The organism is Nocardioides sp. NPDC057772, from assembly GCF_042798075.1.
In the GTDB taxonomy this organism is placed as follows: Bacteria; Actinomycetota; Actinomycetes; order Propionibacteriales; family Nocardioidaceae; genus Nocardioides.
Window position 1 is genome coordinate 1 of sequence record NZ_JBHVKN010000080.1, and the last position, 14,073, is coordinate 14,073.

The following is a 14,073-nucleotide window of genomic DNA, read 5'->3' on the forward strand; positions in this document are numbered from 1 at the left end:
CCGCCGGCGTCAGAGCAACTGTTTTCAGATGCTCTGAGCGTTGGTGCGAGGGACTGAGGTGACTCAGTCCTCGACGTCGATGCCGGCCAGCTCCGGGAAGGAGTTGGAGGCACTGGTGGTGGTGAAGTTCTTCACCTTCGAGCCGTGAACCCAGTTGAAGATGGCGATCTCCAGCGGGATGTAGGCGGTGTCCTCGCCCAGCTTGGCGTCGGCCTCCTGGAGGAACGTGTTCTGCTCCTCGATGGTGGCGGCAGAACCGGCCTTGTCGAAGAGAGCGTCGACCTCCGGGTTCTTGTAGTTACCGTAGTTCTGACCGTTGGTGTTCTTCTCGATCTGACGGCTGTCGAACAGCGCCGCGGTGACCGTCATGGCGGAGGGCCAGTCGGCACCCCAACCGCCCCACATCACGTCAGCCTTGTTGGACGGCTTCTGGATCTCGGAGTAGTAGACGTCACCCAGCGGGTCGAGGGTGACCTTGAAGCCTGCCTTCTCCCACGTCTCGACCAGCGCGGCAGCCTGCTTGTCAGCAGTGTCGCTCTGCGGGTAGGCGAAGGTGATCGGGTACGGCGTCTTGACGCCGGCCTCGGCGAGCAGCTTCTTCGCGCCCTCGACGTCACCGTCCAGGTTGCGACCCTCGAACGACGGGTTGGGCTTGTAACCGCCGACGGCGGGGTTCACGATCGAGTCCGCCGGGGTGTAGGCCTTCTCGCCACCACCAGCCGCGATCCAGGCATTGATGTTGGTCGCGAGCGCCAGGGCGCGACGAACCTTGGGGTCCTTCATCTGGTTCTGGTTCGGCACCAGGTAGTCGACGTACGGCGACTCCACCTGCACGTAGCGGTCCTTGACACCGGCCTCGTTGAGGCGCGGGTAGAACTCCGGTGGCACACGGCTCTGCTTGGCGACCGTGTACTGCGAGTCGGGGCTGTCAGAGAACAGCTTCTCGTAGAGGGTCGCCGCCTTCTCGCCGTACTTGAACTCGATCTTCTCGGGCAGCGCCTCGCGAAGGTCCTTGCTGTCGGTCTCCGGGTCGTAGTGCTCGTTGCGAACGAGCGTGCCGCCCTTGGTGGCGTTCCACTTCTCGACCTTGTAGGGGCCGTTGGAGAAGATGACGTCGTCGTTCTTCGCACCCTTGTCGAAGGACTTCTTGTAGGGGTCCATCATGTGGAGCGAAGCGATCGCCAGCGGGAAGTCCGGCCACGGCGAGTTGAACTTGTAGGTGATGGTCTTGCCATCGCAGGAGACCGCCTGGTCGAAGTCGGCCTGCTGCTCGGGGGTTGCGGTGTACGGACCCGGGTACTCACCCTTGAGGGCAAGCTTCTGAGTCAGGTAGAAGCCCGGACCGCCGGTCAGCTCGTCGGCCGCGAAGTTGCGCGAGGCGCCGTAGGCGAAGTCCTCACACGTGATGTCGGAACCGTCCTCCCACTTCACCCCGTCCTTGACGGTGAACGACCAGACCTTGCCGCCCTCAGTCGAGGTGCCTTCGTCGGTCGCCAGGTCCGGCACCGGGGTGCCCGAGACCTCGGGGTCGGTCGAGGCCGGGAACGCCAGCAGCTGCCGGTAGACCAAGCGGGTCGTGGCGGCGATGTCGGCACCGACGTAGATGCGCTGGGGGTCGAGGTGCTCGATCGCATCCTCGCTGACCAGCGTCAGCGGCTTCGCGCTCGATCCCTCGCCGCCACCGGAGCCGCACGCGGCCAGGCCGAGCGAGAGCCCCAGTACGCCAGCAGCAGACGCTGCTACGTATCTTGCTCGCTTCTTGAGCATTCGTTTCTCCTTGGTGTTGTCACCGCCACCGGGGTGGCGCTGATATCGGTGGCCCGGGGGCCGACCTGTCTGTGTTACGGAGCCCCGAGGCTCACCTGTTCCCCTTCGGATCCAGGGCGTCACGCAACCCGTCCCCGAGCAGGTTGAACGAGACGACGATGGTCGCGATGAGAACCGCCGGCATGAAGAAGTAGAAGAAGTCCACCTGGGCGTACTTCAGCGAGTCGGCAAGCACGTTGCCGAGCGTCGGCGTCGGAGGCTTCACGCTCACCTGGAGGTAGCTCAGCGCAGCCTCGGCCGAAATGTAGGCCGGCATCATCAAGGTGGCGAGCACGAGCAGCGGAGCCCACAGGTTGGGCAGGATCTCCTTGAAGTAGATCCGCATCCGCCCCGCGCCGAGCACGACGGCAGCCTCGACGAACTCCCGCTCCTTGATGGTGAGCACCTGCCCACGCACGACCCGAGCGGTGCTGGTCCAGCCGAAGATCGCCAGCACGACGATGCAGTAGATCGCCTGAGCCGTCGGCCCGTTGGGCAGGCCGGTCACCTGCTGGACCAGCTTGAGTCCGAGCGAGGAGAGCGCCAGCAGCATCAGCGTCGACGGGAAGGAGAGGGTCAGGTCGGTGAAGCGGCTCAAGAGCGCGTCGACCCACCCACCGCTGAACCCGGAGATGATGCCGATCACCGCGCCGATGATGACCGAGAGGATCGCTGCGGTGAGAGCGATCACGAGCGAGAAGGTGATCCCGTACCAGAACCGCGACAACGCGTCGCGGCCGGTTCCGGGCTCCACACCGAGCGGGTGCTCGGCGCTGATGCCGCTCAGCGGGCCCTTCGGAAGCGTGTTCGCGTCGAGCAGGTTCTGGTTGAAAGCGAACGGCTGCAGCACGCCCATCTTCACCAGGATCGGCGCCGCCACGGCGGCCAGGACCACCAGGACGACGACAGTCAAAGACGCCATGGTCAGCTTGTCCTTGCGCAGGCGCATCATCGCCAGCTTCATCGGCGACTTGCCGACGATCGCCTTTGCCTTTCCCGGCTCAGCGGGAGGTGTCGATCCACCCGAGAGTTCTTCACCTTCGAACACGGTGGCGGATTCGCTCATGGCTCCTCTGTCTAGTCGTCATTTGTGGGTGCCGCCGTCGCATGGCAGCGTCCGACCCACGAGGTCGACGGATGGAACTCTATGTGATCCCTTTGCCTGGATGGAGCCCGGACCGGTAACGATCCGATTTCATCCAGTGATACGCCAGATCGGGAGTCCTTGTCGCCATTTCCCACTGAGACAGCAAGAGTCTCCGGGACCGACGGACCGGCCCCGGAGACTCTGTTGGATTTGCCTGAGGTGGCCTCAGTTAGCCGATTCGCCCTCGGCGGGGGTCTGAGCCGCAGGCTTCGCGTCGACCCCGGCCTCCTTGCGCTGCTCGGGGGTGATCGGCGCCGGAGCAGCGGTGAGCGGGTCGTAACCGGCGCCCGTCTTCGGGAACGCAATCACGTCTCGGATCGAGTCGGTGCCGGCCAGCAGGGCGACGACGCGGTCCCAGCCGAAGGCGATGCCGCCGTGGGGCGGGGCGCCGAACTTGAACGCCTCGAGCAGGAAGCCGAACTTCTCCTCGGCCGCCTCCTCGCCGATCCCCATCAGGTCGAAGACCCGCTTCTGGACGTCCTCGCGGTGGATACGGATCGAGCCGCCGCCGATCTCGTTGCCGTTGCAGACGATGTCGTAGGCCCAGGCGAGCGCGTTGCCGGGATCCTTGTCGAAGCCTTCGACGTCCTGCGGGCTGGTGAACGCGTGGTGGACCGCGGTCCACTCCCCCGCACCGACGGCGACGTCACCGGACTCGACCGCCTCCGAGGCGGGCTCGAGCAGCGGCGCGTCGACCACCCACAGGAAGCTCCACTCGCCGTCCTTGCGCAGGTCGAGGCGGTTGCCGATCTCCAGGCGGGCGGCGCCCAGCAGCGAGCGGCTCGACTTGGGCGCACCGGCGGCGAAGAAGATGCAGTCGCCGGGGTTGGCGCCGACGTGGGCGGCCAGGCCGGCGGCCTCGGTCTCGGAGAGGTTCTTGGCGACCGGACCGGTCAGCGACCCGTCCTCCTGGACCAGGACGTACGCCAGGCCCTTGGCGCCGCGCTGCTTGGCCCAGTCCTGCCAGCCGTCGAGCTGGCGCCGCGGCTGGCTCGCGCCGCCCGGCATCACCACGGCACCGACGTAGGGCGCCTGGAAGACCCGGAAGGTGGTCTCGGAGAAGTAGTCGGTGCACTCGGTGATCTCGATGCCGAAGCGCAGGTCGGGCTTGTCGGAGCCATACTTCGCCATCGCATCCGCGTAGGTCATCCGCGGCAGCGGGAGGGGTACGTCGTAGCCGATCAGCTTCCACAGCGCGGCGACGATCTCCTCGCCGAGCGCGATCACGTCGTCCTGCTCGACGAAGCTCATCTCGATGTCGAGCTGGGTGAACTCCGGCTGACGGTCGGCACGGAAGTCCTCGTCGCGGTAGGCGCGGGCGAGCTGGTAGTAGCGCTCCATGCCGGCGACCATGAGCAGCTGCTTGAACAGCTGCGGCGACTGCGGCAGGGCATACCAGGAGCCCGGCTGGAGACGGGCCGGCACCAGGAAGTCACGCGCGCCCTCGGGGGTCGAGCGGGTCAACGTCGGGGTCTCGATCTCGACGAAGTCGTGGGCCGCGAGCACGTCGCGGGCCGCCTTGTTGGCCTTCGAGCGCAGCCGGATCGCGTTGCCGGGTGCGGTGCGGCGCAGGTCGAGGTAGCGGTGCTTGTAGCGGACGTCCTCGCCCACTTCCACGTGGTCGTCGATCGGGAACGGAAGGGCCGCCGAAGCGCTGAGGACCTCGAGGTCCTTGGCCACGACCTCGATCTCGCCGGTGGCGAGGTTGGGGTTGCGGTTCTCCTCGGTGCGCGCGACGACCTCGCCGGTGACCTTGATGCAGTATTCGTTGCGGAGGTGGTGGGCGATCTCCTCGTCGCGGACGACGACCTGGACCACGCCGCTGGCCTCACGCAGATCGAGGAACGCGACCCCGCCGTGATCGCGTCGGCGGCCTACCCAGCCGGCGAGGGTCACGGTCTGGCCGACGTGCTCGGCACGCAGGGTGCCGGCGTCGTGGGTGCGGATCACTTCTTCTCCTCGTTGTTCGCGACGACCTGGGGCTTCAGGTCGCTCTCGTTCTGGGGCGTCCAGGTCGCCGGGTCGGCCGGGACCTGGTCGCCGGTGCGGATGTCCTTGATCTCGTAGCCGACTCCACCATCTTCTCGGGGAGTGGCGAAGAGGACGTACGGGATGCCGCGGCGCTCCGCGAAGCGGATCTGCTTGCCGAACTTGGCGGCGTTGGGCGAGACCTCGCAGGCGACATTGTGGGCGCGCAACAGCTGCGCCGCCGCATCGGCGTCGCCCCGGCTCTCCTCGTCGGCGACCGCGACCAGCACGGTGCTCGGGACCTTGCGGTCACCGTCGAGCACGCCCTTCTGCACCAGCGGGACCAGGACCCGGCTGACGCCCAGCGAGATCCCGACGCCCGGGTAGGTCGTCTTGCCGTCGCTGGCGAGCGCGTCGTAGCGGCCACCGGAGCAGATGCTGCCCAGGGACTCGTAGCCGTCGAGGCGGGTCTCGAAGACGGTGCCGGTGTAGTAGTCGAGACCGCGGGCGATGGAGAGATCGGCGACGACGCGTACGGACTCGGTGTTGAGCGGGGCGGTGGCGTTGATGAGCGTGGCCAGCTCGGACAAGCCCTCGTCGAGCAGCTCGCTCTCGACGCCGAGGCGACGCACCTTCTCGACGAAGGAGTCGTCGGTGGCGGTGATCGTGGCGAGCTCGAGGCACTTGGCGGCCTGCTCGTCGGTCAGCCCGGCCTCGGAGACCAGCAGCTTGCCGACCTCCTCGGCGGGCATCTTGTCGAGCTTGTCGATGAGCCGCATGGTCTCCTCGACGTCGGGGGCTCCGAGGCCGGCGTAGAAGCCCTGGATCAGCTTGCGGTTGTTGACCTGGAGCGTGAAGCCCGGCAGGAAGGTCAGCTTGCCGAGCGCCTCGAGCATCACCCGGGCGACCTCGACGTCGTGGTGGAACGGCAGGGTGTCGCGCCCGACGATGTCGATGTCGGCCTGCGCGAACTCGCGGAAGCGACCCTCCTGCGGGCGCTCTCCGCGCCAGACCTTCTGGATCTGGTAGCGACGGAACGGGAACTCCAGCTTGCCGGCGTTCTCGAGCACGTAGCGGGCGAAGGGGACGGTGAGGTCGAAGTGGAGACCCATCCCCTTGTCTCGGCTGCTGTCGTCCTCCTGCAGCCGGCGCAGGACGTAGACCTCCTTGGAGGTGTCGCCCTTGCGCAGCAGCTGGTCCATCGGCTCGACGGCGCGGGTCTCGATGTTGCCGAAGCCGTGCAGCTCGAAGGTGCGGCTCAAGGTCTCGATGACCTCGCGCTCGACGGTGCGCTGGCTCGGAAGGAACTCCGGAAACCCGGAGAGCGGTGTTGGCTTGTTCATGGTGTGGTGATCAGGTCCTGAAGAAACGGGTTGGTGGCGCGCTCGCGCCCGATCGAGGTCTGCTCGCCATGGCCGGGGAGCACCACGATGTCGTCGGCGAGGGGCAGCACCTTGGTCGTCAGGGACTGCAGCATCGTGGCGTGGTCACCGCCGGGGAGATCCGTACGCCCGATGCTGCCCGCGAAGAGCAGGTCGCCGGAGAACATCACGTCACTGACCTCGGCGTGGTCGGGGTAGGGAGTCCGGAAGGTGACCGACCCCTCGGTATGCCCGGGCGTATGGTCGATCAGGAAGCTCATCCCGGCCAGGTCGACGATCTGTCCGTCTCCCAGCTCGCGGACGTCGTCGGGCTCCACGAAGTCGTAGGTCCCCGCCGGCATGCCGAGCAGCATCTGCGCGGACTCCGGCGAGATGCCCTGCAGCGGGTCGGCCAGCAGGTGACGGTCGTTGGGATGGATCCAGGCAGTGGCGTCGTACGTCTTGCTCACCGGGGTCACGGACCACATGTGGTCGACGTGACCGTGGGTGAGGAGCACGGCGACCGGCTTGAGGCGCTGCTCGCGGACGATCTCCTCGATCCCCTTCGCGGCGTCCTTGCCAGGGTCGATCACGACACACTCGGTGCCAGGACCGGTGGCGGCCACGTAGCAGTTGGTGCCCCACGGACCGGCGGGAAAGCCTGCGATCAACACGAGAAACACCCTATCCAGCGGTACAGTGCAGCGCCGCATCGTGGCGTCTGACTACGATGGGCATCCCGAGGTGTGTCGGGACACCACGGGGACCTGCAAGTTGAGCCGACCGGGACTGTGACGAGCACGGTGTCCGGCGGGGGAGATTTCATAAGAGGTTAGCGCCTCATGCGAAGAGTAGGGACATTGTGACCAGCGAGCAGTGGGGTCGGGTCGAGGAAGACGGAACGGTCTACGTGAAGACCGCAGAGGGCGAGCGTTCCGTGGGGCAGTACCCGGAAGGCACGCCAGAGGAGGCGCTTGCCTTCTTCACCAACCGGTTCGACCAGCTCGCCTTCGAGGTCGAGCAGCTCGAGCGGCGGGTGCACGCGGGCAAGACGTCGCCCGACGAGGCGACCGCGGCGGTGAAGACCGTCGTGGAGAAGGTGACCGACGCCAACGCTGTCGGTGACCTCGCGTCGCTGGTCGCGCGCCTGGAGGCGCTGGGACCGGTGATCGCCACCCAGCGCGAGGCGCGCAAGGCCGAACGGGCCGCGAAGGCAGCCGAGGCGAAGATCGCCAAGGAGGCCCTCGTCGCCGAGGCCGAGAAGCTGGCTCAGAGCAACGACTGGCGCAACGGCGCCAACCGGCTGCGCGAGCTGCTCGACCAGTGGAAGGCGCTCCCCCGCATCGACCGGTCCTCCGACGACGCGCTGTGGCGGCGCTTCTCCACCGCGCGTACGGCCTACACGCGTCGCCGCAAGGCTCACTTCGCCGAGCTCAACGCCCGGCGCGAGGACGCCAAGGTGATCAAGGAGAGGATCATCGTCGAGGCCGAGCAGCTCTCCTCCTCCACCGACTGGGGCCCCACCGCGGGCCGCTACCGCGACCTGATGCGCGACTGGAAGGCCGCCGGGCCTGCGCCCAAGGACGTCGACGACAAGCTCTGGAAGCAGTTCCGGGCCGCCCAGGACGTCTTCTTCGGTGCCCGTGACGCCGCCAACGCGGCGCTCGACGCCGAGTTCGCGCAGAACGCCGTGGTCAAGGAGGGTCTCCTCGCCGAGGCCCAGGCGCTCCTCCCGCTGCTGGAGAAGGGCGACGACCTCGACGCCGTCAAGCGTTCCTTCCGCGACATCGCCGACCGCTGGGACGAGGCCGGCAAGGTCCCGCGCGACCGCATCAAGGAGCTCGAGGGCGCGATGCGCAAGGTCGAGCAGGCCATCAAGTCCGCCGAGGACGACCAGTGGCGCAAGTCCGACCCCGAGAAGTCCGCTCGCGCCGACGACATGATCGCCAAGCTCGAGGACGCCATCGCCGGTGTCGAGAAGGACATCGAGAAGGCCCGCGCTGCCGGCGACGACCGCAAGGTCAAGAGCCTCGAGGAGAACCTCGAGTCCCGTCGTCAGTTCCTGGAGATGGCCAAGCGCGCCAGCGCCGACTTCTCCTGACTCACGCCGAGTCGGCTCGTCATGACGGGCCGACTCGGCGTTGGGTCACATGCCGGCGCCGCCGTAGTAGTCGCCCCTGGCTGCGTTGTCGCGCTTGATGTTGCGCACGTCCTCGGCGTCGACTCCCTTGGGGGCCATGCCGATGGTGGTCCAGGCGAGGCCCAGGAAGAGAAGTACGCCGCCGATGATGAGGATCCAGGTGAACATGCCGTGCTCCCTCTGTCAGGCGCCCGAGTCGACGCGTTCGCTTTACCTTATAACGAACGACGCGGCGCTGTTGTCCCCATGGACGGCTACCCCTGCCTCGGCTACTGGGTGACGCGGTAGGCGTCGAAGACGCCGGGGACGGTGCGTACCTGCTTCAAGACGGTGTCCAGGTGCTTGGAGTCGGCCATCTCGAAGGAGAACCGGGACTTCGCGACGCGGTCGCGGGTGGTGGTGAGCTGGGCACTGAGGATGTTCACATGTGCGTCGGAGAGCGCCATCGTGATGTCGGACAGGAGCCGGGCCCGGTCGAGCGCCTCGACCTGGATGTTGACCAGGAAGACCGAGTTGGACGTGGAGCCCCACTCGACCTCGAGCAGCCGCTCCGGGTGGGAGCGGAGCTCGGCGGCGTTGGTGCAGTCGGTGCGGTGGACCGAGACTCCCCCGCCCTTGGTGACGAAGCCGAGGATCTCGTCGCCGGGCACCGGGGTGCAGCACTTGGCGAGCTTGACCCAGACATCAGGAGATCCCTTCACGATCACGCCGGCGTCGGAGTTTGCCGTGGAGACCTTGCCGTGGCGCCGGCGGCCGACGTTGATGGCCTCGGCGAGGTCCTCGGCGGCACCGTCGTCGCCGCCGTGGTCCTCGATGACGCGGCGTACGACCGCCTGGGCGGAGAGGTGGCTCTCCCCGACCGCGGCATAGAGCGCCTCGACGTCGGCGAGGTCGAAGTGGTCGGCGGCGAGCATCAGCGACTCGCGCGACATCAGCCGCTTGAGGGGCAGACCCTCCTTGCGCATGAGCCGCGCGATCGCGTCCTGGCCCTTCTCGATGGCCTCGTCGCGACGCTCGCGGGTGTACCACTGCCGGATCTTCGCCTTGGCCCGGTTGGACTTGACGAAGGTGGTCCAGTCCTTCGACGGGCCCGCGTTGGGCGACTTGGAGGTGAAGACCTCGACGACGTCGCCGCTCTCCAGGGTGGACTCCAGCGGCACCAGTCGGCCGTTGACCCGGGCGCCGATGGTCTTGTTGCCGACCTCGGTGTGGACGGCGTAGGCGAAGTCGACCGGGGTCGCGTCGGCGGGCAGCGCGATCACGTCGCCCTTGGGCGTGAAGACGTAGACCTCGGTGCGCTTCATCTCGAAACGCAGCGACTCCAGGAACTCGCCGGGGTCGTTGACCTCCGACTGCCAGTCCATGAGCTGCTTGACCCAGCTCATGTCGTTGTCCATCGGCCGGTCGGTGTCGACACCGTTGCGGCCGTCCTCCTTGTATTTCCAGTGCGCGGCGACACCGAACTCCGCTCGGCGGTGCATCGCGAAGGTGCGGATCTGCAGCTCCACCGGTTTGCCCTGCGGGCCGATCACGGTGGTGTGGAGCGACTGGTACATGTTGAACTTGGGCATCGCGATGTAGTCCTTGAACCGCCCGAGGACGGGGTTCCACCGCGAGTGCAGGATGCCGAGGACGGAGTAGCAGTCACGCTCGTCCTCGACCAGGATCCGGATGCCGACCAGGTCGTTGATGTCGGAGAAGTCCTTACCGCCGACGATCATCTTCTGGTAGATCGAGTAGTAGTGCTTCGGCCGTCCGGTGACGGTCGCCTTGATCCGGGCGTCATGGAGATCGCGCTCGACCTGGTCGATGACCTGGGCCAGGAACTTCTCCCGCGACGGGTTGCGGTCGGCGACCAGCCGGACGAGCTCGTCGTACATCTTCGGGTAGAGGGTCGCGAAGGCGAGGTCCTCGAGCTCGAACTTGATGGTGTTCATGCCGAGCCGGTGGGCCAGCGGCGCGTAGATGTCGAGCGTCTCGCGCGCCGACCGCTCCTGGGACTTCTGCGGGACGTAGCGCAGCGTACGCATGTTGTGCAGGCGGTCGGCGAGCTTGATCACCAGCACCCGGATGTCGCGCGACATCGCCACGACCATCTTGCGGATCGTCTCGGCCTGCGCCGAGTCGCCGTAGGTGACCTTGTCGAGCTTGGTGACGCCGTCGACGAGGTGGGCGACCTCTTCGCCGAAGTCGCGGGTGAGCTCCTTGAGCGTGTAGGGCGTGTCCTCGACGGTGTCGTGGAGCAGCGCCGCCACCAGGGTCGGCTCGGTCATGCCGAGCTCGGCGAGGATGGTGGTCACTGCGAGCGGGTGGGTGATGTAGGGATCACCGCTCTTGCGCATCTGGGTGCCGTGGAGGCGCTCGGCGGTGACGTAGGCCCGCTCCAGGAGGGCCAGATCGGCCTTCGGGTGGTTGGACCTCACCGCCCGGAACAGTGGCTCCAGCACAGGATTGCCCGGGGCACCTCGGCCGCCGATCCGGGCCAGGCGCGCACGAACACTGCGGCCCGACGGGGCCGGGCCACTGCTCTCCCGTGCCTCGATGTTGTGCGCACGAGGCTGCGCAACGATGCGATCCTCTGCCATAGCCAGAGTCTACCGGCCGCACCCGGAGCATTGGCTAGGACGGCACCTGCATACTGGACCTGTCAACTGACCAACAGCGAGTGCACCTGCGTGCCCGGCAGCTTGCTGCGCGGGTCGAGGAAGCCGAGCTCGAGCAGCACCGAGACGCCGGCGACGACACCGCCGCAGCGCTCGACGAGCTCGATGGTGGCGGCCGCGGTGCCACCGGTGGCGAGGACGTCGTCGATGACCAGCACCCGCTCCCCCGGCGCGACCGCGTCGGTGTGGATCTCCAAGGTGGCCTCGCCGTACTCCAGCGAGTAGGCGACCGCGTGGGTCTCGCGCGGGAGCTTGCCGGCCTTGCGCACGGGCACGAAGCCGACGCCGAGGTGGAGCGCGGCGGGGGCGCCGAGGATGAAGCCTCGCGACTCCATGCCGAGCACCTTGGTGACGGTCACGTTGCCGTCGGCATCGCGCGCCGGAGCAGCGAGGGCCTCGACGACCTGGGTGAAGCCCGCGTGGTCGGCGAGCAACGGGGTGATGTCCTTGAACCCGACGCCCGGCTCCGGGAAGTCGGGGACGTCGGCGACCAGCCGCTCGAGGGTTTCCTCGAGCGACCGGCCACCGGCGGACGTCTCGGAGACCGTCACTTGCGCTTCGACCTCGACTCGCGCTTGGGCTGCGGACGCCCGGCGGCACCGCTGTCGGTGACCTCACGCTGCGAGGTCGGCACGTTGCGACCCCGTCCGAGCGCTGCGTTGTTGGGGCTGGTGCCCCGGCTGACGCCGGCCTCGTGGAGGTCCTCCGAGGGAGACTCGCGAAGCTCGTCGGGCTCGCCCTCGAGGACGGCCATGCCCTCGTCGAAGACCGGGACCGCGGCGTACTTGTCGGCTTCCTTCATCCGCGCGGCGGCGCGCTTCTCGGCGTCGACGATGTCCTTCTCGCCGGACTTCAGGTGCACCAGCATCGGGGTGGCGATGAAGATCGAGGAGTAGGTGCCGACGGCCATGCCGACGAACAGCACCAGCGAGATGTCCTTGAGCGAGGACGTGCCGAGCTGGACAGCGCTGACGTAGAGGATCGCGACGACCGGCAGCAGACCGACGATCGAGGTGTTGATCGAGCGGACGAGCGTCTGGTTGACGGCCAGGTTGGCGGCCTGCGCGTAGGTCTGCTTCTTCAGGCCCAGGTTGCGGGTGTTCTCCTTGACCTTGTCGAAGACCACCACGGTGTCGTAGAGCGAGTAACCGAGGATCGTCAGGAAGCCGGTCACCGTCGCGGGCGTCACCTCGAAGCCGACGATCGCGTAGACGCCGACGGTCAGGAGCACGTCGTGGGCCAAGGCCACGACGGCCGCGACCGACATCTTCCACTCCTTGAAGTAGATCCAGATGAACACGATCACGCCCACCAGGAAGATGCCCAGCGCGAGGCCGGCCTTGGTGGCGACCCGCTCGCCCCAGCTCGGGCCGATGCCCGTGCGCGAGATGTCGTCCTCGGGCACGTCGGCGGTCTCGGTGATCGCCTTGATCATCGCCTGGTCGTCCTCGGACCCGTCCGGGATCGCCTCGGTCTCGATCACGATCGAGTCGGAGCCTGCCGTACGCACGGTGGCGCTGTCGGCCTTCTCGACGTCGGTGTCACCGACGACCCCGCGCAGCTCGTCGGCCAGCTTCTGGTCGGCGCCGTCGACCGAGACGGTGTAGCGCGTGCCGCCGGTGAAGTCGATGCCGAGGTTGAGCGGCTTGAGGAACATTCCGCCCACGATGACGGCGAGCAAGACGATGGACGCGGCGTACCAGATCTTGCGCTTGCCGACGAAGTCGAACGACTTCTCGCCGGTGTAGAGCTCCTTGCCGAGCCGGGAGAACGAGAACTTGCTCATCAGGCCTTGCCTCCAGCCAGAGTGGTGCCCGAGGCGGGCATCATGCCGATAGCGCGCTTGTCCATGCCCGAGAGGACGTGGCCCTTGTTGTAGAAGCCCCAGCCGGCCATGAGCTTGGTCATCGGGTGGGTGAACCAGAAGAACACCAGCACGTCGATGACCGTGGTCAGGCCGAGCATGAACGCGAAGCCCTTGACCTCGTTGGTCGCGAAGACGTAGAGCACGAACGCGGCCAGGAACGAGACACCGTCGGAGGCCAGACACGTGTTCCGTGCCCGCGGCCAGGCGGTGTCGACGGCCACTCGCATGGAGCGGCCCTCACGCATGTCGTCACGCATCCTCTCGTAGAGGATGATGAATGAGTCGGCGGTGATGCCGATACCGACGATCAGACCGGCCACACCGGGCAGGTCGAGCGTGACGCCCGCGGTCTCGCTGAGCAGCAGGATCATGCCGTACGTCGCAGCACCCGCCACGGCCAGCGACCCGATCACCACGATGCTCATGCCGCGGTAGTAGAGGATCGAGTAGATCACCACCAGGATCAGACCGACCAGGCCAGCCCACAGACCGGCGGTGAGCTGGTTTCCGGCCAGCGTCGGGCCGATGACCCGGGTCTGGATGCCGTCCTCGGGGAAGTCGAGCGGCAGCGAACCGTACTTCAGGTTGTTGGCCAGCGCGGCCGCGGTCTCCTGGGTGAAGTCGCCGCTGATCTGGGCGCCGCCGCTGATCCGCGAGTCGGCGGTCGGGGCGGAGATGACCTTGGCGTCCAGGACGATCGCGAACTGCTCGCCGGTGCCGGCGATCGCTCCCGTGGTGTCGGCGAAGACCTTGTTGCCCTTCGACTTGAAGTCGAGGGTCACGACGTAGTTGGCCTGCTGCTGCGGGATGCCGTAGGAGGCCTCGTCGATCTCGGTGCCCTCGATGACCGCCGGGGTCAGGAGGTAGGGGATGCCGTCGTCGTCGCAGGTCAGCAGCGGCTTTCCGGGGATGTCCTCGGCGGGCTCGGCGCCCGGGGCGGGGCAGCTGAAGGAGTTGTAGGCGGTCGCCCACTCCTGCGGCACGTTGCGCATGAACTTCACCGCGTCGTCGACCTCGACGACCGCATTGTCGTTCTGCTTCTCGGGCTTGGCGCTCGCGGAGGCCGACGGGCTGGCGCTCGGCTCCTCGGAGGCCTTCTCAGATGCCTTCTCCGACGCCTT

General features: G+C 67.3%; 11 protein-coding genes. 1 reads left to right on the plus strand and 10 read right to left on the minus strand.

The window, feature by feature from the left end:
* Positions 1-63 precede the first annotated feature (63 nt).
* The 5 genes from ACFVJS_RS14870 to ACFVJS_RS14890 all read right to left on the minus strand — a co-directional run bounded on the left by ACFVJS_RS14870 (position 64) and on the right by ACFVJS_RS14890 (position 6,956).
* Entirely contained in the window at positions 64-1,767 is a 1,704-nt protein-coding gene (locus ACFVJS_RS14870) for an ABC transporter substrate-binding protein (protein WP_378881388.1), read from the minus strand.
* A 91-nt stretch (positions 1,768-1,858) separates the two neighbouring features.
* Entirely contained in the window at positions 1,859-2,872 is a 1,014-nt protein-coding gene (locus ACFVJS_RS14875) for an ABC transporter permease (RefSeq protein WP_378881390.1), read from the minus strand.
* Between the two features lie 246 nt (positions 2,873-3,118).
* Positions 3,119-4,903 carry an aspartate--tRNA ligase gene (gene aspS, locus ACFVJS_RS14880; RefSeq protein ID WP_378881393.1) on the minus strand — a complete coding sequence of 595 codons (1,785 nt, stop codon included), beginning with the start codon at positions 4,901-4,903 and terminating at the stop codon, positions 3,119-3,121.
* Positions 4,900-6,264 (minus strand): histidine--tRNA ligase, encoded by a 1,365-nt coding sequence (gene hisS / locus ACFVJS_RS14885; RefSeq protein WP_378881396.1) that lies wholly within the window; start codon positions 6,262-6,264, stop codon positions 4,900-4,902. Before hisS ends, aspS begins: the two co-directional genes overlap by 4 nt.
* Complete coding sequence (locus ACFVJS_RS14890) at positions 6,261-6,956, minus strand: MBL fold metallo-hydrolase (protein ID WP_378881399.1); 696 nt, start codon at positions 6,954-6,956, stop codon at positions 6,261-6,263. The genes hisS and ACFVJS_RS14890 overlap by 4 nt, the downstream gene beginning before the upstream one ends.
* Before the next feature lie 188 nt (positions 6,957-7,144).
* On the opposite strand from ACFVJS_RS14890, the gene ACFVJS_RS14895 reads away from it, so the two are divergent.
* Positions 7,145-8,383 carry a DUF349 domain-containing protein gene (locus ACFVJS_RS14895; protein WP_378881402.1) on the plus strand — a complete coding sequence of 413 codons (1,239 nt, stop codon included), beginning with the start codon at positions 7,145-7,147 and terminating at the stop codon, positions 8,381-8,383.
* 45 nt (positions 8,384-8,428) lie between these two features.
* On the opposite strand, the gene ACFVJS_RS14900 is transcribed toward ACFVJS_RS14895, so the two are convergent.
* From ACFVJS_RS14900 to secD, 5 genes are all read right to left on the minus strand, one after another.
* The gene (locus ACFVJS_RS14900; protein ID WP_165111553.1) at positions 8,429-8,590 is read right to left on the minus strand and encodes a hypothetical protein; all 162 of its coding nucleotides are present in this window, start codon (positions 8,588-8,590) and stop codon (positions 8,429-8,431) included.
* A 101-nt stretch (positions 8,591-8,691) separates the two neighbouring features.
* Positions 8,692-11,007 (minus strand): RelA/SpoT family protein, encoded by a 2,316-nt coding sequence (locus ACFVJS_RS14905; protein ID WP_378881404.1) that lies wholly within the window; start codon positions 11,005-11,007, stop codon positions 8,692-8,694.
* Positions 11,008-11,069: 62 nt separating this feature from the next.
* A complete protein-coding gene (locus tag ACFVJS_RS14910; protein ID WP_378881407.1) occupies positions 11,070-11,636 on the minus strand; it encodes an adenine phosphoribosyltransferase in 567 nt (188 codons plus the stop codon).
* Entirely contained in the window at positions 11,633-12,871 is a 1,239-nt protein-coding gene (gene secF, locus ACFVJS_RS14915; protein WP_378881408.1) for a protein translocase subunit SecF, read from the minus strand. The genes ACFVJS_RS14910 and secF overlap by 4 nt, the downstream gene beginning before the upstream one ends.
* On the minus strand, positions 12,871-14,073 hold a 1,203-nt coding region (secD, locus tag ACFVJS_RS14920; RefSeq protein ID WP_378881411.1), incomplete at its 5' end, for a protein translocase subunit SecD. The genes secD and secF, both read right to left, overlap by 1 nt.